We start from the raw sequence: 25,209 nt of genomic DNA on the forward strand, positions 1-25,209 counted from the left end.
CCATCCATATGCAATACTAATGAAGAGTTAGCAGATCTTAAAGCAAAGAGTTTAAATGCATCCATATATACTTTAAAAATTCTATAGCTCTTTAGCTTTTTATTGAATGATTAATATATTTAAAACTAAAATGTATATGAATACACAGGTAATTTAAAAATTAACTAACTGTCCCCAGGGACAATAAGTTGAAAGGTGATATTTTTACTATTCTGGGATAATTAATTGTGGTGAAAAATAAAATAGTGCTATCTGCCAACTCGGATTGGTATATTTATAATTTTCGTAAAAACACAATTTTGGAGCTTCTGTCTCAGGGATATGATGTTTTTATACTATGTCCAATGGGAGAGTATAGCCTTAAGCTCGAGAAGCTAGGTTGTGCTGTTATTAACATCAAAATGGCCAGGAAAAGTAAGAATCCATTTCGTGAAATACAAAGTGTTTTTGAATACTTAAAAATATATAGAAAGTTGAATCCTGACGTTATTCTAAATTTTACACCTAAAGCAAATATCTACAGTACGCTTGCTGCTCCCATATCGAAAGCCAGAGTTATAAATAATATTTCTGGGTTAGGTAGCGCATTTTTTAATGGAAAGAAAACATCTTTTTTAATTAAATATCTATATAAAGTGTCACAACATTTTGCAGATCACGTTTTTTTCCAAAATAACGATGACTTGGAATTATTCGTGAAGAATAAAATAATTTCCAAATTTAAAGCTTCCAGGATTCCAGGATCTGGTGTTGATCTAAAAAAATTCAGTCTAAAAGTCAGAGAAGATGACGGATATATTAAGTTTATCCTGGTTGCAAGGATGTTATGGGAAAAGGGAGTACAATATTACATCGACGTTGCTCGTAAAATAAAAGAAGATTACCCTAACGCCAAATTTTTCTTGTTAGGGGCTATTGATGACGGAAATCCACATGGTATTTCTGTTGAACAAATTAATATTTGGACCAGTGAAGGTATTGTTGATTATTTAGGTGTGACTGATTCAGTTGAGAGTATCCTTCAGGACATGGATGCTATTGTTTTACCTTCATATTACCGAGAGGGGGTTCCAAAATCTTTATTAGAAGCTGGTGCCTTAGGTAAAATAATTATTACAAGTAATAATGTAGGTTGTAGGGATACGGTAGATGACGGAGTAAATGGGTATCTATGTGAACCTAAAGATTCAGAATCACTTTATAACGTTGTTCAGAAGACTATACTATCTCCTTACAATGTTCGTATTCAAATGGGACAAATGGGAAGGAGGAAAATGGAAAAAGAATTTAGTGAAGAAATAGTTTTACAAGCATATATAGAAAAAATAAGAGAAACATTATGCTGATTTTCGAAAAAATAATATTAAAGTATCACAGAGTTAGATTTTTTCTGCTCTACCCATCAATTAAGCGCGATGCATACAGTATTTATGGGGATTTCAATATTATTGATCCTGTCAATTTTTTCTTTGAAAGTGGTTTATCCTTAAATCATGGCTGTTATATAAATGCTAGTGGGAAAATTTCAGTCGGTAGAAATGTATCAATATCTGCGGGTGCTAAATTGCTTTCAACTAGCCTTGATGTGAAAAATGGGCTACCAGCAGATCATTATTTTGGTGAAATAAAAATTGGCTCAAATGTTCAAGTTGGTGCTGGAGCTATACTCCTACCTGGAGTTAAAATTATAGATAATGTGGTAATAGGCGCTGGCAGTGTTATTACAAAAGATATTAATGTAAGCGGTATTTATGTAGGTTCTCCTGCAAGACTGTTGAGAAAGTTTAATGAACAATAAATTATTATCTAATATTTTTTCATTAACTTTTGTTAAATTTTTCGATGTATTCATACCAATATTATTGATACCTTTTTTAATTAGAGTCTTAGGTAGTGATGGTTATGGCGTTTTTGCAACATGTTTAGTATCGCTAAATTTTTTATTAACATTAACTGACTTTGGCGTTAATGTACATGCAACAAAACTAATAGCAACAACAAGAAATAAATATAAGCCCTTATTTATTTTACGAAATGTTATATATACTAAATGTTTTTTGCTGGCAATAGCTATTGCAATTATTTTCTTTATCGGACTATATTACAGCGGGCAGTATTTAATTATATGTATGATCATGAGTATAGCATTGATAGGTGATGCTTTTTCGCCACTATGTTACTATCAAGGACTACAAAAATTACGCTTTTATGCCATAATAAGCTTAGTCTGGCGAACGTTATCTGCGATTTTAGTTGTTTTGTTAGTGAAAGACAAAAACGATATTTTCGTTTATGCATTATTGCACTCAGCTACGTATTTCGTGATAAGTTTGAATTTATATGTTCATATTATTAAACAAAACAATCTATTAAAGATAAAAAAACAATTCCAAAAACTAAATTTTAAAACCAACTCAAAATCAATTCTCATTGGTGGATGGCAAATCTATTCTTATAGGTGTATGAGTGGTTTGTTTCTACCAATACTTACAAACTTTATTGCTATAACAAACACATCCGATATGGTTGCAGTATTTAATGTAATTCAAAGATTATTTTCTGCTGCATATAGATTCTTTGAGCCAATCAATAGCGCTATTTATCCTTACTTAAGTAAAAGTTATAAGGAGAGTTTTTCTTTTTTTAGAGCTAAAAGTATAAAGTTTTTATTTTTATTTTTAGGAATCAGCCTGGGGGGATATGCTGTTTCACTAATTATCAAGCCCTATGTTATAGATTTCTTTGTAGGGAGCACTCCAATAAAAGATAAAGATATAGATTATATGTATATATTTATTGGCTTATCATTAGTTTTCAATGCCATGAATTTGTATATAACACATAACATGATTATTTTAAACCAAACTCGATTTATAAAATATTTCGTGTCTATATCATTAATTGTGCTTTTACTGGGGTTGAGTATCATATACTATCTATCATTATCTATAGTGTATATATCGATAATGTCATTTTTACCATCGATGATCATTTTTTCATTTGCATTTTTTCTATATATAAAAGCTTTTAAATTAAATTAGGTATTTATAATGATAGATAAAATATTAATTTCACTATTTATTGTTTCACCTAAAATTGGGTTATTTGATCTTTCTATACTTGCTATGCTTGTACATGTGGGTTTAGCACTAAGTTCAGCTCTAGGTTCTTATAGACCGAATACGGCTTTAGATAAAAGAATAGTCGTAGCATCTTTTTTTATGTTTCTCCTTTTCTTTTTAGCCATATTATCTTTCTTCATTAATGGCGCCTATGATTTTGATGAGCAGTTTTTATTTAAACCAATAAGAATAATATTGATTTTGATGATATATTATTTTATTTTTAATCAAAGGAAATTAACAACTGATAATATATTAAAAGCGATAGTCCTTGCAGCTTTGATAAATGCTGTTGTGATATACATTCAGTATTATGGTTCATTTATTGGTGTAAGCAGTACGTTTTTGCAAAATCCTAATTTCAGTGAGTCTGTTATTACTCCATATCGTAAAGCCGGTATGATGTCTGGCTTTCCTGTAGCTGGACTACTTTCTTTTTGTGGAGCAATGATTTGTTTTCACTTTTATTTAAAGTCGAATAGCTATAAGTATCTTGCTTTGTACCTTTTTATTGGTTTGACTTGTTTTGTTACTGCACGTACTGCAATGATGCTATTTTTCTTAGGAACAATGGCATACATTTTAATCCTTGTTTTTAAAAAGGGGAAAATAGGTTCCTTCGCTTTATTTACTACTCTTTTCCTGGTTGCGCTAATATATATTTCTAACTCAACCAATGACGTTATAGCTAAAACACGAGATAAAATGTTTGCTAATGTAATTAATTACGTTACAACTGGGGATGCCAATGATTACTCTACAAACGACTTATTAACAAATCATTATGTATTCCCAACGGATTTTAAAACATTTATTTTTGGTAATTCTATTCCTTCTGAAAAAAATATCGTTAATACGGATGTGAGTTTCTTTAGAATTACATGGAACAATGGATTCATTGCCATGTTGATTTATGTGTTTTCCTACCTTTTTATCTGGCGTTCTACGGTTAAAAGTCTTAGAGGTGAATATCTTAATAAGCTCATAGTATCTATAATATTTATGGGTGTATTCGTATCTAATTTTAAAGGGTTTTATTTCTTCTCTCGAGTTATAGGTGACATAACAATGCTATTATTTATTATCAGTGTATCAGTAACTCATGTGAACTCCAGAGATCATAAATGAAGAGTAATAATAAAATATCAGTATTAATGTCAGTTTATAATGAAAAGGATGAGTGGGTTATAAAGGCAGTTAATTCTATCTTGACTCAAGATTATGAAAACTATGAATTAATCATTATAATTGATAATCCAAATAGAGATATTTCTCATATTAAGGTGGCTGTAGAAAGACATAATAATGTTTTAATAAAAATAAATGAAAAAAATATTGGACTGGCAGATAGCCTGAATCGAGCTGCATCTATGGCCAATGGGTCTTATTTGGCTCGAATGGATGCTGATGATATTAGTTTACCAGGCCGTCTAAAATGTCAGTTTGATTATCTTCAGAAATATGATTATGACATGGTAGGCGGAGCTATAGAGCTAATTAATGATCAAGAAGAACCCATAAGTTTCAGCCGATTACCAAGTGATCTTTCTTTATTAAAAAAATTGGTTAAATATAGAACAATTTGCTTTCACCCGACATGGCTATTAAAACGTGAAGTATATGATCTTATTAATGGATATAGAGCGTTTCCAGCAGCACAAGATTTAGATTTTATATTACGAGCTTTAGACAAAGGGGTGAAAATTAGTAATGTGAGTGATGTTGTATTAAAATATAGGATAAATGATAACTCTATTTCAGTAAAAAAATCACTTATACAGCGTCGTTGCCAGAGATTTGCGCATAAATTATCTAAAAAAAGATTCAATAATAATGGTGTTGATGGATTTACTAATAAATCGATGATGAAAGCTATCAGAGTAAGTCGAACGCTTGAATATTTGCATAATATATCTAATCGATTGATAAAAAAATCTTCTTTTTTAAGGAAAAAGGGAAATGGAATTTTAGCTTCAATTTACTTATTTTTATCTATTATTATTTCATATGAACAGTTTATATTCGTGTACAAGGCAGTGGCGTCTAAAGTTATTTTAAGGTTAAATAGTAATAATAGTTAAAGGTGTATTCCAAAACGTAATAGCTTTACTTATTCCATAACACATGCTCGAAATGAATGATATGCCGATTTTGTTGCTTGCAGAGTAAATACTAATGAAATATGGTGAGTTTAAGAGCCTCTTCTTACAGTTCGTGCATATATATAAATATGTTGTTCTGCTAAGTAATTAAAATCGAGCACCATAGGACTTTGAGGGATGATAGGTAGAATTTATAAGTGTTTAGTTAGTTAAATTTATATTTTCTAAATATAAAAGTGATCGATGAATCGACCACTTTTATATGCTACATCTTGTTATCTATACATTATATCTAACGCTTATCATTACCTGATTGAAGATTGACGTTTAACTTACTGTATTTTATTCCAGAGATGTGAATGCTATCATTATTTTGAGATGATAAGTTGTTATCATATATCGATAATTTATCCCATTCTTGCGGAGTTTTTAATTTTCTGATGTCTCTGAAAGCAATGCTCTTAGTATTTCCCTGGACTTCAATATTATTTTGCGTAATAGTATAGTTAGATGGAGTTACAGAAGCTTTCTTCGAAAAATATATTGATATGGCTGAATAGCCTCCTATATTATAAAAATTGTTTTTTGTAATGATAATATCCTCAATTTTGTCTTTGTGATCATTTGGCTCCAGATCAATCGCACCAGGCATATTTTCTTTTGTTGTATTGATAAATTTGTTGTCGATGATTTTAATACTTTTTCCGGAAATAATACTAATTGCATTTCTGTTATTATGGTTTACACCATCAAAAGTATTTTGTGTTATTGATATATTTTCATTAATAGCGTTATCCTTTTTTCCAATGTAAATGCCATCGCCACGAAATTCTTTAAATATAATTCTTTCCAATGAGATGTTAGAAACACCTAGTAGTTTTATTAAGTGCTGGTGCTCGGTCATTTCCTTTGTGAGCGACATTCCTTGCAATGTTATATTTTTTATTGTTGAACCTGAAGCATTTGCCGTCAAAGTAAAAAGACTATTGGCTTCAGGAGGAGAACCCGTCTGTATGATCTGTGTATTATTTGCTGAAAGACTATAAATATTTACTTTATTCGATAACGTTATACTTTTTGTTACGATGCATTTTCCTTCTGGGATAAGAACGTTCTTATAATTATTGACTACATATTGAATTGCTTTTGTATCATCTGTTTGTCCATCGCATTTTATGGTATTTTCGCTAGCTTTGAGTGAACCAGACGTGCTGATAGCTATCATGAAAAGGCAAGATATAGGGATCGATTTTGTCATAAGTTAAACTCCTTCGGGGCGAAATTTTTTGGAGATACTAAAATAACATTCTACTATCTTTTAGTATAGAGATGCTTTTTTAATTATATTTCATTTTTATTCACTTGCTAATTTTTTGTGTGTCAAAATAAATTCGTGAAAATATTCAATGATTTATTTCATGTTGCTGATAATAATTTTTTCATGTCTTAACTATTGGTAATATATGCAAAATAAAATTATAGAACGTATCGTTATATCTGCTGAATCCATTGCCAATGGAGGTGCGGAAAGAGTTTCTGTTAATATCGCTAATAAGCTATCAGAGAAATATAATGTCGCGATTTTACCTTTTGAAGATAAAAGTTATTATACTCTTGAGCCTGGTGTTTCAGTAATAGCGAAAAGAAAAAGAATAGAGTCCTCCAAACTATTGGACTTTTTTAGTTGTATATGTTTCGCTCTTAAATATACTACAAAAAATGATATTATAATAAGTAACATGATACGCCCAAATTTAATTTTCTGTATAGTCAAAGCCATTCGAGGCGGTAATGTTATATGTGTTCACCACTCCAGTTTTCGTAGATTAAAGAATGTCTTTCTTCGACTCCTTGTTAAAATTTTATATGCTCAAGCGACTAAAGTTGTTTGTATCTCACAAGATATGCTTATGGATTATGAAAATATTTTTAAAAATCGCAATGGCGTCCTAATACATAATCCTCATGAGATTGAGAAAATAAATGCATTGGCGATGGAAGATATTTCTGATTTTGAATTTATAAAAGGAAATTATTACTTCTGTATGGTGGGTAGAGTAATTGGCTTAAAGCGAATTGGAGATTTTTTGGAAGCTATAGCTACCTTACCTGAAAATATTCATGGATTGATAATAGGTACGGGGTCTGATTCAGATTTGGAAAAATTGGAAATAAAGATACAAGAATTAAACGTGTCTAATAGAGTTTCTATGCTTGGTTCAAAGACAAATCCTTTTCCTTATATTAAGGAGTGTACTGCATGTGTATTATGTTCAGAAACCGAAGGGTTCCCTAATATATTAGTGGAATCCATATCATTAGGTATTCCAGTAATATCATCGAATTGCATTTCAGGCCCCAAAGAGTTAATTTGCACTCAATTTTTTAAAAGTATTCCGATCGGTGGTGTGGTTTCAGGTGATAATGGACTACTTTTTAATGTTGGTGATGTTGGCGGATTAAAGACTGCCATTTTAAAAATCATTTCAAATAATGATTTTAATTCTACAGAGTTAAAAAATAACTCTATGATTTATAATGTAGATGCAATTATAAGAAAATATGAAGATTTAATCACTCGTTAGTGAATGATTATGTTATTTATTTTTTTTGATTCGGAATCTTATAAACACGCGTTGAAAAAAGAGGTTGCCATGACTATTCTCGTTACCGGTGGTAGTGGATATATAGGTTCGCATACAGTTCTGTCGTTACTTGAAAGTGGTGAAGAAATTGTAGTGTTGGATAATTTTATTAATTCATCACCGATAGCTTTACAGCGTGTCAGGGCTATATCTGAACGTGATTTTAGAGTATATGATGGTGATGTCCGAGATCGCAGTTTATTAAAAAACATCTTCAATGAAAATGATATTACAGATGTAATTCATTTTGCAGGACTTAAGTCTGTTAACGAATCTGTTATAAAACCTCTGGAATATTATGACAATAATTTGACTGGTAGCTTGGTTTTACTGGATGAAATGAATAATGCTGGTATAAAAGGGCTAATTTTCAGTTCTTCAGCTACAGTTTACGGTGAGCCTGAATCTATCCCTTTAGAAGAATCAAATAAAATTGGTGGTACAACGAATCCTTATGGCACTTCTAAATTGATGGTTGAGCATATTCTAAGTGACTTTTCTAAGGCACATAATGATTTCCGTATTACCGTGTTGCGTTATTTTAATCCGGTCGGTGCCCACTCTTCTGGAATGATTGGAGAAGACCCTAATGGAATACCCAATAACTTGATTCCTTATATTTCACAGGTGGCGATAGGGAAACTTGATTATCTTTCTGTTTTTGGGGGCGATTATCTAACCAAAGACGGTACAGGAGTTAGAGATTATATTCATGTTATGGATTTGGCGAATGGTCATCTTGCAGCTTTAAAACATAGAAACCATGGAGCATCTTATAAAGTATATAATCTTGGAACGGGAATAGGCTATTCGGTATTGGATATCATTAATGCATTTCAGAGAAGTTCTGGAGTAAATATCAGTTATAATATTAAAGAACGACGCCCTGGTGATATTGCTGAATGCTGGTCAGATCCATCGCTTGCTCATAAAGAACTTGGATGGGTAGCTAGTAGGGGTATTGATGAAATGATGGATGATACATGGCGTTGGCAAAAAAATAATCCCAATGGATATAAATAAAATCTTATAACTTATTGTAGTTTTTGTATGGAAGCAAATGCTTGTGTAATAATTACTAAAATGAGTAAAGTTCTTTGTAGATGCTGCTTTACATTCTTTTGAGAATCGACTTAATCTGCCTAAAAAGGACATTTTGTGGTTGGTCGAAATTTTATGATATAGAATTATAACTGTAAGTCTTTTCGCAAATGCTTACGATCCAATAATTTATATATTCGTTTTTTGAGTAACAGCTATTGAAAACACCATGAAAGCTAGGTGTTATAACTTTAGATTAGTTTGTCAATTTTCAGTCTTAGGCGATCATAAAGCCTGTGATTATTAGACGGAATGGTATATATTCACTGACTGTCCGTTATACGAGAAAATCACTCATTAAGTGATGACCACACCTGACAGGAGTACATAATGTCCAAGCAACAGATCGGCGTCGTCGGTATGGCAGTGATGGGGCGCAATCTGGCGCTCAACATCGAGAGCCGAGGTTATACCGTCTCCGTATTCAACCGCTCCCGTGAAAAGACCGAAGAGGTCATTGCCGAGAACCCAGGCAAGAAGCTGGTTCCTTACTACACGGTGCAGGAGTTTGTTGAATCCCTTGAAACGCCGCGTCGTATCCTGTTAATGGTGAAAGCGGGCGCAGGTACTGACAGCGCCATTGATTCGCTGAAGCCGTATCTGGATAAGGGCGACATCATTATTGATGGTGGCAATACCTTCTTCCAGGACACCATTCGCCGTAATCGTGAGCTTTCAGAAGAAGGTTTTAACTTTATCGGCACGGGCGTGTCCGGTGGCGAAGAGGGCGCTCTGAAGGGGCCGTCCATCATGCCTGGCGGTCAGAAAGACGCTTATGAGCTGGTTGCGCCAATCCTGACTAAAATTGCTGCTGTCGCAGAAGACGGTGAGCCGTGCGTGACTTATATCGGTCCCGATGGCGCAGGCCATTACGTCAAGATGGTACATAACGGTATTGAATATGGCGATATGCAGCTTATTGCTGAAGCCTATGCATTGCTGAAGGGCGGTCTGAACCTTTCGAATGATGAACTGGCGAGCATCTTCACCGAATGGAACGAAGGCGAGCTGAGTAGCTATCTGATCGACATCACCAAAGATATCTTCACTAAAAAAGATGAAGAAGGTAAATACCTGGTTGATGTGATTCTGGATGAAGCGGCTAACAAAGGCACCGGTAAGTGGACCAGCCAGAGCTCGCTGGATCTCGGTGAGCCATTATCGCTGATCACTGAATCGGTATTTGCCCGCTATATCTCCTCCCTGAAAGAACAGCGTGTTGCGGCATCGAAAGTGTTAAGCGGCCCGCAGGCTAAACCAGCGGCAGATAAAACAGAATTTGTTGAGAAAGTGCGTCGCGCTCTGTATCTGGGCAAGATTGTTTCTTATGCGCAGGGCTTCTCACAGCTGCGTGCGGCTTCCGACGAGCATAGTTGGGATCTGAACTACGGCGAAATCGCGAAGATCTTCCGTGCGGGTTGCATCATTCGTGCGCAGTTCCTGCAGAAGATTACTGATGCTTACGCAGAGAATGCCGGTATCGCCAACCTGCTGTTAGCGCCTTACTTTAAGCAGATTGCTGACGACTATCAGCAGGCGCTGCGCGATGTCGTGGCTTATGCGGTACAAAACGGTATTCCGGTTCCTACTTTCTCCGCCGCCGTGGCCTACTATGACAGCTATCGCTCAGCCGTGCTGCCTGCTAACCTGATTCAGGCGCAGCGTGACTATTTCGGTGCGCACACTTACAAGCGCACTGATAAAGACGGCGTGTTCCACACAGAGTGGCTGGATTAATCTGATTTAGGTTGAAAACGTAAAAGCTCGGACTAACAAAGTTCGGGCTTTTTTATTTGCTGCTCTTCCTTCATTCATCACTCTTGTTAGTCGAGTTTCTAAGAAAAAACGCAGTATCAATCATAATCGGGACACTCGCATTCAGCGAAAGCCGCCTTGACAGGCTATAAGCCGAAGCGTTAAAAACGCTCTTAGCTGAAGGTAATCGTGGTGGCTGTACAGTCATCTCCTCCACATTTAAACTCACATAAGTTGCTCTCTAATGAAAATAACAATTTCTGGTACAGGCTACGTTGGTTTATCAAATGGTATTTTGATTGCACAACATCATGAAGTCGTGGCATTGGATATCGTTCCCGCCAAAGTGGAGATGTTAAATCAGAAAAAATCGCCCATTATTGATAAAGAGATCCAGCAATACTTGGCTGAGAAAGATCTGAATTTTCGTGCGACAACGGATAAGCATGAAGCTTACCGCAACGCAGATTATGTCATTATTGCCACGCCGACGGACTACGATCCTAAAACTAACTACTTCAATACAACGTCGGTAGAAAGCGTTATTCGGGATGTGGTTGAAATCAATCCGTCCGCAGTGATGATTATTAAGTCTACAATTCCGGTTGGCTTTACCGAGTCGATTAAAAAAGATCTCAACGTCGACAATATCATTTTCTCCCCGGAGTTCCTCCGTGAGGGCCGGGCGCTTTACGATAACCTGCACCCCTCACGAATTGTGATCGGAGAGCGTTCCGAACGCGCCGAGCGTTTTGCGGCGCTGTTGCAGGAAGGAGCCATTAAGAAAGATGTGCCGGTGCTGTTTACAGATTCTACCGAAGCAGAAGCGATTAAACTTTTCGCCAATACCTACCTGGCGATGCGCGTGGCCTACTTCAACGAACTGGACAGCTATGCGGAAAGTCTGGGACTGAATACGCGCCAGATTATCGAAGGGGTATGCCTCGATCCACGTATCGGCAGCCATTATAACAACCCTTCGTTTGGATACGGTGGTTACTGCCTGCCGAAAGATACGAAGCAGCTGCTGGCGAATTACGAGAGCGTGCCAAATAATTTGATTTCCGCAATTGTCGATGCTAACCGTACGCGCAAGGACTATATCGCTGATTCAATCCTGGCGAGGAAACCTGCCGTGGTGGGTGTTTATCGGCTGATCATGAAAAGTGGGTCGGACAACTTCCGCGCGTCGTCCATTCAGGGAATTATGAAGCGTATTAAGGCGAAAGGTGTGGAGGTCATTGTCTACGAGCCGGTGATGAATGAGAATGAATTTTTCCATTCACGGGTGATAAAGGATCTGGACGCTTTCAAACAAGAAGCTGATGTAATTATCTCTAATCGTATGGCTGAAGAGTTGTCAGACGTTGCGGAAAAAGTTTATACCCGTGATTTGTTCGGTGGGGATTAATATTTACTGATTTATTTCTTTATTCTGGTTATTAAAGCCGTATCAGAGCAGCCCTCATCCCTGAGGGCTTACTTCCTAAATATTATAATAACCCTTATACCACTCAACAAAGTTCGCCACACCTTTCTTAACGCTGGTTTCAGGTTTGAATCCAATCGTTTCATACAGTGCTTTGGTATCTGCACTCGTTTCTAAAACATCTCCAGCCTGAATCGGCATCATATTCTTTTCCGCTTCAATTCCCAAAGCTTCCTCAAGCGCAGTGATATAATCCATGAGTTCAACGGGAGAACTGTTGCCAATGTTATAAACCCGATAAGGCGCGGAACTGGTGGCAGGGGAACCTTCCTCAACACTCCATTCGCTATTCACGTCAGGGATGACATCCTGAAGACGCACAATCGCTTCGGCAATATCATCAATATAGGTGAAGTCACGTTTCATTTTGCCAAAGTTATAAACGTCGATGCTTTTTCCTTCGAGCATCGCTTTGGTAAATTTAAACAGCGCCATATCGGGGCGGCCCCAGGGGCCATATACGGTAAAGAAACGCAGGCCGGTTGTTGGCAACCCGTATAAATGGGAATAGGTGTGCGACATCAGCTCGTTAGCCTTTTTTGTCGCCGCATAAAGAGATACGGGGTGATCGACAGAGTCTTCAGCCGAAAAAGGCATTTTACGATTCAAACCATATACCGAACTGGAAGATGCATATAACAAGTGCTGAACATGGTTATGTCTGCACCCCTCCAGCACGTTCAGATGACCAATGAGATTGGATTCAGCGTAAGCATGAGGATTTTCTATGGAGTAACGTACTCCTGCCTGTGCGGCCAGATGAATGACACGATCAAATTTGCCGTCTGCAAACAGCTGTTCCATTGCTGCCCGGTCAGCTAAATCAATTTTCTTAAAAACGAAATCGGGAGATGTTATTTGCGCGAGGCGGGCTTCTTTGAGGGAGACTTCGTAGTAACCGTTTAGATTATCAATGCCCGTAACCTGATGTCCTGCCTCAAGGAGACGCTGACTGACGTGAAAACCAATGAATCCTGCTGCGCCGGTAATCAGAAACTTCATGTTATTTCTCCGCTTTGAGTTTTTCCTTATTGGATATGATTTTACATTGATTTATAGCCCATGCTAATCACTAATTTGGCTTAACTCAACTTGCGTGAAATTTAGCGTCGATTTTAGCTGCTATCCCCTGGCTTAAGCGGGCGCTAATAGAGCGGATAACGCGGCGGTTTGCCTCACAACTCCGAAAAGCCGCAGATAGCGAGAAAATGGGGGACAGACTGATAGTACAAAGCGGAGCGGATAACTTCTATGCATTGTCTGGCTGGCTGACTGCCCGGAACATCACTGGTGATTAATCCTAAAAGCTCCGGGTGGTACTTCTCTCCTGATGCTTTATATGTAAATATTTGTTTTTAATATTTTTTTAATGATTGTGAGCTAATGGGCGCAATCTAATGATCTGTAACTTCCCTGATTCATTTGCTTGTAAAAGAGAGTTACATAACTTTTTGCCCGATAAGATGCGGTGATCACACTGGCAATAATATCAAGGTGGTATTATTGACTTGCTATGCATTAACTTGAGGTTGTTGCTGTTACATCTCATCAATCAGAAAAAACCTCTGGTAACAGCAAGTTTACCTGTCGTTAAATAGCGCTGACGCATTATAAAAGCTGCTTGTAACCGCGAATGATACAAACGACAATAGGTGCGCAAAAATTAGGGGCAGGTTGAGGTTTTAGGCGCGTTTTGCTCACAACCTGTACAAAACTGAATGCACATCAGTACACTGGTAGCTGTCAAGCCAGGGGCGGTAGCGTGCCTGAGCGAAATATGAGCATTCAGTCTTTTAACTATAATTATCAGAATTATGAGTCTAATCAAAAATAGTTTTTACAACCTGGCTGGTTTTGCTATTCCCACACTTATCGCCGTTCCCGCTCTTGGGTATCTGGCCCGAACTATAGGCGTTGAAGCGTTTGGTATTTTTACTTTGGCTTTTGCTATTGTAGGGTATGCCAGTATATTTGATGCGGGGTTAAGTCGAGCGGTTATCAGAGAAATTTCCATTTATCGAGACGATCTGTCTGAACAACAAAAAATTATTGCCACGGCTGGCATTGTGGTCCTTATTCTTGGGATTATTGCTGCGCTGCTACTATTACTCACCACTCCGCACCTGACGACCTTATTAAAAATATCTGCTGATATGAGTAGTGAGGTCAAGCAGTCGTTTGTGTTGCTGGCTTTTATTATCCCTGTCTATTTATTAAATCAGGTCTGGCTGGCATGGCTGGAAGGGCATGAGCAGTTTATCAATATTAACGTGCAGCGTTCGGTCAGTAATTCGGCGATTGCAGGTCTTCCTGCATTATGTTGTTTTTATCAGGCGTCTCTAAAATCCGCCATTATTGGACTGGTATTAGGGCGTATTATCTCTTTTGTCATAACCTGCGTAATTTGCCGTAAAATTATTTTAGGCAGCGGCGTTAAGTTCAGCAAAATTACTTTCATTCGCCTTATCCAGTTTGGCGGTTGGCTAACCATCAGTAATGTCATCAGCCCGATGATGGTCTATTTTGACCGGTTTGTGGTGTCTAACTTACTGGGAGCCGGTAAAGTCGCTTATTATACTGCGCCATCAGAAGGCGTAGGCAGATTGCTGAATATACCGGCGGCGCTGGCCAGAGCGCTGTTTCCTAAATTAAGTTATGCGCAAACGGTAGAAGAACGCGTCCGGCTTGAAAAGCAAAGCTTTCTTCTGATGTCTGCGGCCTGTATTCCGATTGTGATTTTTTGTTTGTTATTCGCTAAATGGCTAATGACAATGTGGATGGGCGAAGAGTTAGGCACGCATTCCGCAACAATTTTACAAGTTTTGATCATCGGTTTTTATTTCAATGCTGTCGCGCAAATCCCTTATTCATTAATTCAGGCAGCAGGTAAAGCAAAGCTGACGGCGTTTATCCATCTCATTGAAATCATCCCCTATCTGGTGGTTCTGTATGTGTTAACACTGCATTACGGTTTATTGGGAACCGCTATTGCCTGGAGCGGAAGAGTCGCCATCGATGCACTATTGTTGAAAATAGTGTCTAATAAAATTAGCAGACATCAAAGATAATATGGACTATAAATCAGCGGCAATAATTGTTACCTATAATCCAGACAATGCCATTGTCGATGCCTTTATCACTACGCTTGTTCCGCAAGTTGAACATGTGATTATTGTTGATAATAGTGAGAGATCGTCTGTCAGCCATTATGATAATGAAAAGGTAAACGTTGTCAGATTGAATGATAATATTGGCATCGCGGCGGCGCAAAACATGGGCCTGCAACAGGCCATTGATGCGGGTTGTGATTTCATTTTTACGTTCGATCAGGATTCCCGGATCTCTGATACATACTGTCACGATATGATTGCGGAATATGGGCATTATCAGGGTTCCCATCCTATCGCCTGTCTGGGGCCGGTAATCAATCAGCCGTCAACAAATAGTCCATTAGTTGAAAAGGACTTTATCATTTCTTCTGGTGCTCTCTTTCCTGTTGATGCCATTAAACGTGTCGGATTGTTCAGGGCCGACTGGTTTATCGACATGATAGACGTTGAGTGGAGTTACCGGGCGCGAACGAAAGGTCTGCTTTCCTACGAAACGCCACGTATTTCCATGCAGCATAATATTGGTGAGAACGACTATCCTAAGTTGTTCAACCGGGAGGTGCGGATCGGCTCGCCAGTAAGGCAATACTATCTGGTGCGCAACTGGATTTTTTCTTTAAAATCAGACAGTTTCAATACGAAATATAAAATTTATATTATTACGTTGCTGTTGAAAAAAATTCCTCTTTTTATGCTCCTTGCCCCACGAAAAAAACGGATCAAATTTATTTTACAGGGATTGCGGGATGGTATTGCTGGTAAAGGAGGGAAGTACTCATATTAATGAGTCTTCAATGTGATGATGAACGCGAATATTAATGTTGATATTATCCTTGCTGCGCATAATGGCGCTAAATTTATCCAGGAACAAATAAATTCACTACTTCAGCAGTCCCATAAGGCGTTACGGGTGATCGTGACCGACGATGGTTCTGAGGATGGCACCATCGATGTTGTTAACGACATTATGGCGAAAGACCCGCGCGTGAGCTGCCATATCTGCCATGATGCGAAAGGCGTCGTAGAGAATTTTAATAACGGTTTGCAGTTCAGTGATGCGGATTACATTATGTTCTGCGATCAGGACGACGTCTGGGAAAATAATAAAGTTGAAGTGATGCTGGCGGAGATAGTGCAGAAGGAGCGCCGCGGAGGGGATATCATCCCTTGTCTCGGGTTTTCCAATCTGCAGGTTGTTGATGAAAACCTCACCACCATTGATGAAGACTTCTACCGTTTTTCACACCTTGATCCTCGCAATAATTTAAAGCTGAATTATCTGCTTTGGCGTTCCTCAGTGTACGGCTGCACCATAATGATGAATAAAACGCTGCTGAACCTGGCGGGTAAAGTGCCTGATAAAATTGCCATGCACGATCACTGGTATGCATTTCAGGCCGCTCTCAGTGGCAATGTTTTTTACGTGGCCCGGTCGCTGATTAAATATCGTCAGCATTCGGCTAACGTTGTCGGTGCACATCAGCGCGGCTTAGGCGCACGCCTGAAAAGATTCAAAAAAACCCTGAAGGGCATTCAGCGTTCCGTCGAATCAGCCCGCGTAATGAACGCGTTGCTGCATCATCAGGATGTGAATCAAACACTTTCAATTGGCGAGAAATTCACGTTTTTGCAGAAAAATGTGATGCCTTACAATCATGAGCGACCGGCTTACAGTACCCTTTTTTCATTACTTTGGTTAATTCATGGATAAGTTAATTGTTCTTTCTGGCGTCAATATGGTGGAAGGCGGCATCCTGACCGTTTACAGAACGATGATTGCCACGTTTAGTAATGTTCCTGGCGTTAAGCTTATCTGCCTGGTTCATGATACCGCGCTGTTCGAGGAATATACCTCGCTGCCGAATGTGGAATTTCGTGAATACAAAGAGATTAAGTCTGGCTGGCTAAAACGGCTTAAGTTTGAATACATCACCAGCTATGCACTCAGCAAAGAGATTAACCCTGATGCGTGGATATGCCTGCACGATATGTCTGCGCGAGTTGCCACGCCGAATCAGTTTGTTTATTGCCATAATCCGTCGCCGTTCTATCAGTCCAGCGCGGTTGATCTGAAGTATGACCGGACCTTTTTCCTGTTCACTAAATTTTATAAGTTTCTGTACGGCCTCAATATCAAAGCCAATCGTTATGTGATTGTGCAGCAGGAATGGATCGCAAAATATTTTCAGAAGACCTACGGGATTCGCAATTTGCTGGTCGCGCGTCCGGTTTCTGACGCTGCGCCAGTGCATGAAACTGCGCGCCTTACGGCAGCGTCATCAGGCGCGAAATCGCTGCTTTATCCCGCTTTTCCTCGCACCTTTAAAAATTTCAGCGTGCTGGTGGAGGCTATGGATCTGTTAAAGCAGCAGCAACGCGACGTTTATGACGGTCTTCAGATTCTACTGACCTTCGATAAGGGAATGACCCGATTCGGTGATTTCATCATTGAAGAGTGTGAAAAGCGTCAGCTTAATAACATTCGCTTTATCGGCCTGCAAAGTAAAACGCGGCTCGATGAGATGTATCGCCATGAAGCCGATGCGCTGATTTTCCCGTCAAAACTTGAGACCTGGGGATTACCGCTGTCGGAAGCGAAAGCGTTCGGCTTGCCAATTCTGTCGGCTGAACTACCCTATGCGCATGAGACGATAGGTGATTACGATAAAGTCGCTTTTTTTGCTCCTGATAACGCTCAACAGCTGGCCGATAAACTGGCAGCATTTTATCAGGGGCAGAATATTTTCACGGCGACGAGCTATGTGGACGATCCGGCATTTTTGGTCAGCCACAGTTGGGATGCTTTAGCGCAACACATTCTTAATTCTTTGGACGTGAAATAATGAGTTCTTCTGTCAAGGTTGGTATTGCGGTAGTGACCTATAACGGTGGAGAAATTTGGCAGCAGGCGGCGCAGGCCATCCACGAAAATTGCCAGCCGGGTTTTGAGGTAGTAGTTATCGATTCCCAAAGTCGGGATAACACCCAACAGGTTGCCAGACAATATGGTTTTACGGTGCATGAAATCCCGCAGAGTGAGTTTAACCACGGTGGGACGCGGAATGTGGCAATGGAGTTATTCCGGGATAAGGATTATGTGGTTCTCCTTACCCAGGATGCCATTCTGGATACCCGTGATGCCGTCGCAACGCTGGTGAATTTTATGGCAGAAAATGACCTCAGCGCGGCATATGGTAAACAGCTGCCCCATCGGGATGCCAATGCCGTGGCGGCTCACGCGCGCTATTTTAACTATGGCAGCCAGTCGCTCATTAACCAGCAGCAAAGTATTCCGCAGCGCGGCATCAAAACCGTGTTTATGTCGAATTCTTTCTCGGCATACAAAGTAGCTGACTTTCAACGTATTGGCGGCTTTCCAACCGGCACGATCCTTTGCGAAGATATGTACTTTGCAGCGAAAGCTATCCAGCAAAATTATAAAACGGGTTATTGCGCCGATGCCGCGGCTCGTCACTCGCACAATTATTCCACTATTGAAGAGTTTAAACGCTATTTTGACATCGGCGTGTTTCATTATGATGAACCCTGGATTCGAAAAGAGTTTAATGGTGTCTCTTCTGAAGGCAGCAAGTTTATTAAGTCGGAAATTAGCTATTTAATTAAACACAATCCATTATTATTGCCTAAAGCATTTGCTAATAATGCTGCTAAATTAATTGGCTATAAACTCGGTTTGAAATACAAATCCCTGCCGTTCTCACTCGTTAAAAAAATGAGTATGCACAGACGGTACTGGGATAGCAGTGCTTATAACAGGTGAGTCATAATGAATAACAAGGTACGTCAGTTTTTGCCAAAATATTTATTTGCATTAGTTGATTTTGGTATCTATATTTCTTGTCTTTTTGTGGCGATGGCGCTAACCAAACATTATTTTGGTGGCGATCTTTCACCCTTCCTGCCGCAGGAAGATTATAACTACCGTGTGCTTTCGCACTTTATCCTCGGCTTTATTGCGGTGGCCTGGTTTGGCATTCGCCTGCGGCACTATACCTACCGCAAGCCGTTCTGGAATGAGCTGAAAGAGATCCTGCGGACCATCGTGATCTTCGCAGTTATTGACCTGGCGATGGTGGCGTTTTCCAAATGGCATTTCTCCCGTTACCTGTGGGCGTTTACCTGGTGCGGCATTTTTGTACTCATCCCGGTCGGCAGGAAGCTGGTTAAGCTTTTCCTCAATAAAATAGGTATGTGGAAGAAGAAGACCATCATCCTCGGCGGCGGTATTAACGCTTATGACGCCTACCAGGCCCTGATGAGCGAAAAGAACCTCGGCTACGACATTCAGTATCTTTATGCCATTAACGGCCAGGATGTGCCGATTGATGCGAACATCAAAGTCCTGAGTGCAGAAGAAGAAATCTATCGCCTGGATGATTATAAAAACATTCAGTACATTCTGGCATTTGATGATGGTGATTCGCAGCAACTGGAAAGATGGCTGAAAAATCTGACCAAGAAAAAATGCCGCTCGATTTCGGTGATCCCAACGATTCGCGGCGTTCCGCTGTATGGCACCGATATGGCCTTCATTTTCAGTCATGAAGTACTGCTGCTGCGCGTGAATAACAACCTTGCCAAGCGCAGTTCCCGCTTTGTTAAACGCACGTTTGATATCGTGGTCTCCAGCCTGCTGTTAATTTTACTTTCGCCGCTGTTTATTTATTTAAGCCTGCAGGTGAAAAAAGATGGCGGCTACGCGATTTATGGTCACGAACGGGTAGGGCGCAGAGGGCGCCTGTTTAAGTGCCTGAAGTTCCGTTCGATGGTGATGAATTCACAAGAAGTTTTACAGAACTTACTGGAAAGCGATCCCGTGGCGCGCGCCGAGTGGGATAAAGACTTTAAGCTGCGTGACGATCCGCGCATCACGCCCATCGGCAAGTTTATCCGCCGTACCAGTCTTGATGAACTCCCGCAGTTGTTTAACGTGCTGAAAGGTGAGATGAGTCTGGTCGGGCCGCGTCCGGTCATCGCTGAAGAGCTTCTGCGTTACTGTGACGATGCGGATTACTACCGTATGGCAAAACCGGGTATGACGGGGTTGTGGCAGGTGAGCGGACGTAATGACGTGGACTATGAAAAACGCGTCTATTTCGATTCGTGGTATGTGAAGAACTGGTCCCTGTGGAACGATATCGTTATATTATTCAAAACTGTTAGCGTCGTGCTGAAGCGCGACGGTGCATATTAAAAGTACGAAAGGAATGATGATGAAAGTTATTGACACCAAAATCGCGGGTGTAAAAATTATCGAACCCCGCGTTTTTGAAGATTCACGCGGTTTTTTTCTCGAAACCTTTAACGCCCAGCGTTACAAGGAAATGCTGAACATCGATCTGGATTTCATTCAGGACAACCACTCGCGCTCGGTGAAAAACGTGCTGCGCGGTCTGCATCTGCAAACCAACAACCCGCAGGGCAAGCTGGTTCGCGTGGTGCAGGGCGAAGTGCTTGATGTAGCCGTGGATATCCGCAAAGATTCACCCACCTTTGGTGTCTGGGAGTCGGTGATCCTTAGCGAAAGTAATAAAAAACAATTCTGGATCCCGCCGGGTCTGGCCCACGGTTTTGTGGTCCTGTCAGACACCGTTGATTTCGAGTACAAGTGCACGAACTATTACGATCCAAAAAGTGAAAAATGCATTCTGTGGAATGATACCGACCTGAATATCGACTGGCAGGTGACCGATCCCATTCTGTCTGAAAAAGATATGAAAGGATTGACCTTCAAAGAATATATTTCTCAACTTTAAATATTAAATCTACAAAGGTCCAATTGATGAAAATTCTGGTAACGGGTGGCGCGGGTTTTATTGGTTCTGCCGTGGTGCGTCATATTATTGAGAATACCGCCGATCGGGTTGTTAACGTTGATAAATTAACCTACGCAGGCAATCTTGAATCGCTGGAAAGCGTGGCTGACAGCGATCGCTATGCGTTTGAAAAAGCAGACATCTGCGATCAGGCCGCGCTGGAGCGTATTTTTGCAGAGCACCAGCCTGATTTAGTGATGCACCTGGCGGCAGAAAGCCACGTTGACCGCTCTATTACCGGTCCGGCGGCGTTTATCGAAACTAACGTGGTTGGCACCTACACGCTTCTCGAAGTTGCGCGTGCTTACTGGAACAATCTGGAAGGCGCGCGTAAAGAAGCGTTCCGCTTTCATCACATTTCGACCGATGAAGTCTACGGTGATTTACCGCACCCGGACGAATGGACCGGCAGCGAGCCGCTGCCGCTGTTCACTGAGCAGACGGCCTATGCGCCAAGCAGCCCTTATTCCGCGTCCAAAGCGTCCAGCGACCATCTGGTTCGCGCGTGGAAACGCACCTACGGCCTGCCGACTATCGTGACCAACTGTTCCAATAACTACGGTCCTTATCACTTCCCGGAGAAGCTGATCCCGCTGGTGATCCTCAATGCGCTGGAAGGCAAGCCGCTGCCGATTTACGGTAAAGGCGACCAGATCCGCGACTGGCTGTACGTGGAAGATCATGCCCGCGCGCTGTACTGCGTCCTGACCCAGGGTAAACCGGGCGAGACTTACAATATCGGCGGCCATAACGAGAAGAAAAACATCGAAGTGGTGCACACCATTTGCGATCTGCTTAACGAACTGGCTCCGTCGGCGACTTCCTATCGCGACCTGATTACCTGGGTTGCAGATCGTCCGGGCCATGACCGTCGCTATGCTATCGATGCGGACAAAATTCAGCGTGAACTGAACTGGGCACCGCAGGAAAGTTTTGAAACCGGCATCCGTAAAACCGTTCAGTGGTATCTGGATAACCAGACGTGGGTGAACAACGTCAAGAGCGGTGCTTATGCTAACTGGATCGACCAGAACTATAAGGATCGCGCGTAATGAATATCCTGTTGTTTGGTAAAAGCGGGCAGGTAGGCTGGGAGCTTCAGCGTGCGCTGGCTCCGCTGGGCCAGGTCACGGCGCTGGATTTTAACTCCACCGATTACTGCGGTGATTTCACTAACCCGGAAGGCATCGCGGAAACCGTGCGCCAGCTGAAGCCGGACGTGATCGTCAACGCGGCGGCGCACACCGCCGTTGATAAAGCCGAATCAGAGCCTGAACTGGCGTATCTGCTCAATGCGCAGAGCGTGGAAGCCATTGCCCGTGAAGCACAACTGCTGGGTGCCTGGGTTGTGCATTATTCCACCGATTACGTGTTCCCCGGTGACGGTGAGACGCCGTGGAAAGAGACCGACGCTACCGGGCCGCTCAACGTGTACGGCGAAACCAAACTCGCCGGTGAGCAGGCATTGCAACAGCATTGCGATAAGCATCTTATTTTCCGTACCAGCTGGGTTTATGCCGGTAAAGGCAATAACTTCGCCAAAACAATGCTGAATCTGGCGAAAAGCCGCGAAACGCTGTCGATCATCAGCGACCAGTTTGGCGCGCCGACCGGGGCGGAACTGCTCGCCGACTGTACCGCGCACGCGATTCGTACCGCGCAGGCTAAGCCGGAAGTCGCTGGCCTGTATCACCTGGTGGCATCCGGGATCACCACCTGGGCCGACTATGCGCAGCTGGTATTCGACCAGGCGCGTGCAGCCGGTATCGAGCTGGCGGTGCAGGAAGTGAAAAAAGTGCCGACCAGTGCTTATCCAACGCCAGCACGCCGCCCGAATAACTCGCGCCTGTCGACTGAAAAATTCCAGACCACTTTTGATCTTCAACTGCCGCACTGGCAGTTGGGCGTTGAAAGAATGCTGGCAGAACTGTTCACCGCAGCGCCGCTTTAACCAATAAAATCAGAGATAAAACAATGACAACTCGTAAGGGCATTATTCTGGCTGGTGGTTCGGGAACGCGCCTCTATCCGGTCACGATGGCGGTGAGCAAACAGTTACTGCCGATCTATGATAAACCGATGATTTACTATCCGCTGACCACCCTGATGCTGGCTGGCATCCGCGATATTCTGATCATCAGCACGCCAATGGATACGCCGCGCTTTGAGCAGTTGCTGGGCGACGGTAGCCAGTGGGGATTAAACCTGCAATATAAAGTGCAGGAAAGCCCGGACGGTCTGGCACAGGCGTTTATTATCGGCGAAGAGTTTATCGGCAATGACAGCTGCGCGCTGGTGCTGGGCGACAATATTTTCTACGGTCATGACCTGCCGAAGCTGCTGGCTAATGCGGTAAATAAAGAATCCGGCGCGACGGTATTCGCCTACCACGTTAACGATCCAGAGCGTTACGGCGTGGCCGAATTTGACGAAACCGGCAAGGCGATTTCGCTGGAAGAAAAACCGGCGCAACCGAAAAGCAACTATGCGGTGACGGGGCTTTATTTCTACGACAACAGCGTAGTTTCGCTGGCGAAAAACCTGAAACCGTCCGCGCGCGGCGAACTGGAAATTACTGACATCAACCAGCTTTATCTGGAGCAGGGCAAACTCTCCGTTGAGATGATGGGTCGTGGTTACGCATGGCTGGACACCGGCACCCACCAGAGCCTGATTGAAGCCAGTAACTTCATCGCGACGATTGAAGAGCGTCAGGGTCTGAAAGTCGCCTGCCCGGAAGAGATTGCCTACCGTAAAGGCTTTATTGATGCCGACCAGGTTCGCAAGCTGGCCGCACCGCTGGCGAAGAATAACTACGGTAAGTATCTTGTGAAGATGATTAAATAATCCTGTTTATAGTGGCCGTAATCATGAAATGATTGCGGCCACTTTTTTAAGATTGAAAGTTATTGTCTTGCTTTTTTAAATAATGTCTTTAAGGTAATTATGAATCGAATCAGTAACAGTGATTTTCCTTCAGGGTATAATAGCCAGCAGGTAAACCTTGTCGATTTACTAGGTCAAATCTGGAAGGGAAAAAAAATCGTTGCGGCGTTTATAATCGCGGCTATTGTGCTCGCTGTTGTTTATTTATCAGTGGCTAAAGAGAAATGGACGTCTACCTCTATCATTAACCGCCCTGATGTTGGCCAGATCAATAATTATAGTAACGCTATGAATATTCTTTATGGCGATGCAGCACCGTCTCTGGTCAATATTCAACAGGATTTTATCGATCGTTTTAATGCCGCTTTTTCCGCACTCGCAGAAACTCTGGATAATCAGAACGAACCGGAAAAGCTGACCATTGAATCGGCTGTGAAGGGGCAGACTCTGCCGTTAAAAGTTTCCTATACGGGGCCATCACCTGAAATTGTGCAAAGAAAGCTCTCTGAGTTTATTCAGAAGACCGATGAGCAGGTAGCCAATGAACTGCGTGCGGATTTGACCATGAACATTCGTGCAAAATCTGATGAGCTTACCAAAGCGGTCACGCGCCAGGAAACGATTGCGAAAGAGCAAAAAACGCAAAAGATGGCCCAGATAAATCAGGCGCTCACTGTGGCTTCCCAGTCGAACGTGAAAGAGCCTAAGGCACAGCAGGTCGATCAGGTGACGCAGGACACCATGTTTATGCTGGGTAGCGATGCGCTGAATTCGATGATGAAAAACGAAGCCAGTCGTCCGCTTGCTTTTTCCGACGAATATTATTCTCTTCGCCAAAATTTACTTGCGGTGTCAGCGTTAACCATCGATAAGGCTGAGATTCATTCTTACCGCTATGTTATGAAACCAAATCTGCCGTTTCGCCGTGACAGCCCGAAGAAAAGCATCGTCCTTGTTATTGCAGTGTTCCTGGGATTGATGGCTGGCTCTGGTTGGGTGCTTGCGCGCAATGCAGTAAATAATATTAATCATAAAAGATAATCATTATTTAGAGCTTATCCCATCAGACTATTCTATTACGCTGCGGTTTTCAGCATCCAACTGGCTGCAACAATGTACGCCTGATGGGACAGGCTCTTATTCTGGTTACGCTTAAAATGAA

22 protein-coding genes are annotated in these 25,209 nt (G+C 41.4%); 20 read left to right on the forward strand and 2 right to left on the reverse strand.

The features are described from left to right. Positions 1 to 227 precede the first annotated feature (227 nt). Genes RT197_RS00095 through RT197_RS00115 form a run of 5 tightly spaced genes read left to right on the forward strand, consistent with a single transcriptional unit; the run spans position 228 to position 5,203 of the window. Positions 228 to 1,346: a glycosyltransferase family 4 protein gene (locus RT197_RS00095; protein ID WP_312946080.1), complete on the forward strand. Its 1,119-nt coding sequence runs from the start codon at positions 228 to 230 to the stop codon at positions 1,344 to 1,346. Then, positions 1,340 to 1,798: an acyltransferase gene (locus RT197_RS00100; RefSeq protein WP_312946081.1), complete on the forward strand. Its 459-nt coding sequence runs from the start codon at positions 1,340 to 1,342 to the stop codon at positions 1,796 to 1,798. The genes RT197_RS00095 and RT197_RS00100 overlap by 7 nt, the downstream gene beginning before the upstream one ends. Beyond that, a complete protein-coding gene (locus RT197_RS00105) occupies positions 1,788 to 3,041 on the forward strand; it encodes an oligosaccharide flippase family protein (RefSeq protein ID WP_312946083.1) in 1,254 nt (417 codons plus the stop codon). Before RT197_RS00100 ends, RT197_RS00105 begins: the two co-directional genes overlap by 11 nt. Before the next feature lie 9 nt (positions 3,042 to 3,050). Continuing rightward, positions 3,051 to 4,250 carry a hypothetical protein gene (locus tag RT197_RS00110; RefSeq protein ID WP_312946084.1) on the forward strand — a complete coding sequence of 400 codons (1,200 nt, stop codon included), beginning with the start codon at positions 3,051 to 3,053 and terminating at the stop codon, positions 4,248 to 4,250. Continuing rightward, positions 4,247 to 5,203, forward strand: coding sequence for a glycosyltransferase (locus tag RT197_RS00115; RefSeq protein WP_312946085.1), 957 nt, complete (start codon positions 4,247 to 4,249; stop codon positions 5,201 to 5,203). The genes RT197_RS00110 and RT197_RS00115 overlap by 4 nt, the downstream gene beginning before the upstream one ends. Positions 5,204 to 5,516: 313 nt before the next feature. On the opposite strand, the gene RT197_RS00120 is transcribed toward RT197_RS00115, so the two are convergent. Next, positions 5,517 to 6,482 (reverse strand): right-handed parallel beta-helix repeat-containing protein, encoded by a 966-nt coding sequence (locus RT197_RS00120; RefSeq protein ID WP_312946087.1) that lies wholly within the window; start codon positions 6,480 to 6,482, stop codon positions 5,517 to 5,519. 205 nt (positions 6,483 to 6,687) lie between these two features. Between RT197_RS00120 and RT197_RS00125 the strand changes: the two genes are divergently transcribed. From RT197_RS00125 to ugd, 4 genes are all read left to right on the forward strand, one after another. Continuing rightward, positions 6,688 to 7,809 carry a glycosyltransferase gene (locus RT197_RS00125; RefSeq protein ID WP_312946089.1) on the forward strand — a complete coding sequence of 374 codons (1,122 nt, stop codon included), beginning with the start codon at positions 6,688 to 6,690 and terminating at the stop codon, positions 7,807 to 7,809. A 69-nt stretch (positions 7,810 to 7,878) separates the two neighbouring features. Continuing rightward, positions 7,879 to 8,892, forward strand: a complete 1,014-nt coding sequence (gene galE, locus RT197_RS00130; protein ID WP_312946090.1) for a UDP-glucose 4-epimerase GalE — start codon at positions 7,879 to 7,881, stop codon at positions 8,890 to 8,892. A 408-nt stretch (positions 8,893 to 9,300) separates the two neighbouring features. Beyond that, positions 9,301 to 10,707, forward strand: coding sequence for an NADP-dependent phosphogluconate dehydrogenase (gndA, locus tag RT197_RS00135; RefSeq protein WP_312946092.1), 1,407 nt, complete (start codon positions 9,301 to 9,303; stop codon positions 10,705 to 10,707). Between the two features lie 262 nt (positions 10,708 to 10,969). After that, entirely contained in the window at positions 10,970 to 12,136 is a 1,167-nt protein-coding gene (gene ugd, locus RT197_RS00140; RefSeq protein ID WP_312946094.1) for a UDP-glucose 6-dehydrogenase, read from the forward strand. Positions 12,137 to 12,211: 75 nt separating this feature from the next. On the opposite strand, the gene RT197_RS00145 is transcribed toward ugd, so the two are convergent. Then, positions 12,212 to 13,216: an NAD-dependent epimerase gene (locus RT197_RS00145; RefSeq protein WP_312946096.1), complete on the reverse strand. Its 1,005-nt coding sequence runs from the start codon at positions 13,214 to 13,216 to the stop codon at positions 12,212 to 12,214. 812 nt (positions 13,217 to 14,028) lie between these two features. Here RT197_RS00145 and RT197_RS00150 point away from each other — a divergent pair. From RT197_RS00150 to wzzB, 11 genes are all read left to right on the forward strand, one after another. After that, on the forward strand, positions 14,029 to 15,282 hold the full coding sequence (locus RT197_RS00150; RefSeq protein WP_312946097.1) for a flippase: 1,254 nt from the start codon (positions 14,029 to 14,031) through the stop codon (positions 15,280 to 15,282). A 1-nt stretch (position 15,283) separates the two neighbouring features. Continuing rightward, entirely contained in the window at positions 15,284 to 16,108 is an 825-nt protein-coding gene (locus tag RT197_RS00155; protein WP_312946099.1) for a glycosyltransferase family 2 protein, read from the forward strand. Between the two features lie 15 nt (positions 16,109 to 16,123). Further along, the gene (locus tag RT197_RS00160) at positions 16,124 to 17,035 is read left to right on the forward strand and encodes a glycosyltransferase family 2 protein (RefSeq protein ID WP_312946100.1); all 912 of its coding nucleotides are present in this window, start codon (positions 16,124 to 16,126) and stop codon (positions 17,033 to 17,035) included. Then, a complete protein-coding gene (locus RT197_RS00165; protein ID WP_312946101.1) occupies positions 17,028 to 18,167 on the forward strand; it encodes a glycosyltransferase in 1,140 nt (379 codons plus the stop codon). Before RT197_RS00160 ends, RT197_RS00165 begins: the two co-directional genes overlap by 8 nt. After that, a complete protein-coding gene (locus RT197_RS00170) occupies positions 18,167 to 19,105 on the forward strand; it encodes a glycosyltransferase (protein WP_312946103.1) in 939 nt (312 codons plus the stop codon). The genes RT197_RS00165 and RT197_RS00170 overlap by 1 nt, the downstream gene beginning before the upstream one ends. 6 nt (positions 19,106 to 19,111) lie before the next feature. After that, a complete protein-coding gene (gene wbaP, locus RT197_RS00175; RefSeq protein ID WP_409529660.1) occupies positions 19,112 to 20,539 on the forward strand; it encodes an undecaprenyl-phosphate galactose phosphotransferase WbaP in 1,428 nt (475 codons plus the stop codon). Positions 20,540 to 20,558: 19 nt separating this feature from the next. Next, entirely contained in the window at positions 20,559 to 21,101 is a 543-nt protein-coding gene (gene rfbC / locus RT197_RS00180) for a dTDP-4-dehydrorhamnose 3,5-epimerase (protein ID WP_312946105.1), read from the forward strand. A gap of 26 nt (positions 21,102 to 21,127) precedes the next feature. Next, entirely contained in the window at positions 21,128 to 22,213 is a 1,086-nt protein-coding gene (gene rfbB, locus RT197_RS00185; protein WP_312946106.1) for a dTDP-glucose 4,6-dehydratase, read from the forward strand. After that, positions 22,213 to 23,112 (forward strand): dTDP-4-dehydrorhamnose reductase, encoded by a 900-nt coding sequence (gene rfbD, locus RT197_RS00190; RefSeq protein WP_312946107.1) that lies wholly within the window; start codon positions 22,213 to 22,215, stop codon positions 23,110 to 23,112. Before rfbB ends, rfbD begins: the two co-directional genes overlap by 1 nt. A 23-nt stretch (positions 23,113 to 23,135) precedes the next feature. After that, the gene (gene rfbA / locus RT197_RS00195; RefSeq protein WP_312946108.1) at positions 23,136 to 24,008 is read left to right on the forward strand and encodes a glucose-1-phosphate thymidylyltransferase RfbA; all 873 of its coding nucleotides are present in this window, start codon (positions 23,136 to 23,138) and stop codon (positions 24,006 to 24,008) included. A gap of 99 nt (positions 24,009 to 24,107) precedes the next feature. Further along, positions 24,108 to 25,088 carry an LPS O-antigen chain length determinant protein WzzB gene (wzzB, locus tag RT197_RS00200; RefSeq protein WP_312946110.1) on the forward strand — a complete coding sequence of 327 codons (981 nt, stop codon included), beginning with the start codon at positions 24,108 to 24,110 and terminating at the stop codon, positions 25,086 to 25,088. Positions 25,089 to 25,209 lie beyond the last annotated feature (121 nt).

It is taken from the genome of Superficieibacter sp., assembly GCF_032071645.1.
Taxonomy (GTDB): Bacteria; Pseudomonadota; Gammaproteobacteria; order Enterobacterales; family Enterobacteriaceae; genus Superficieibacter.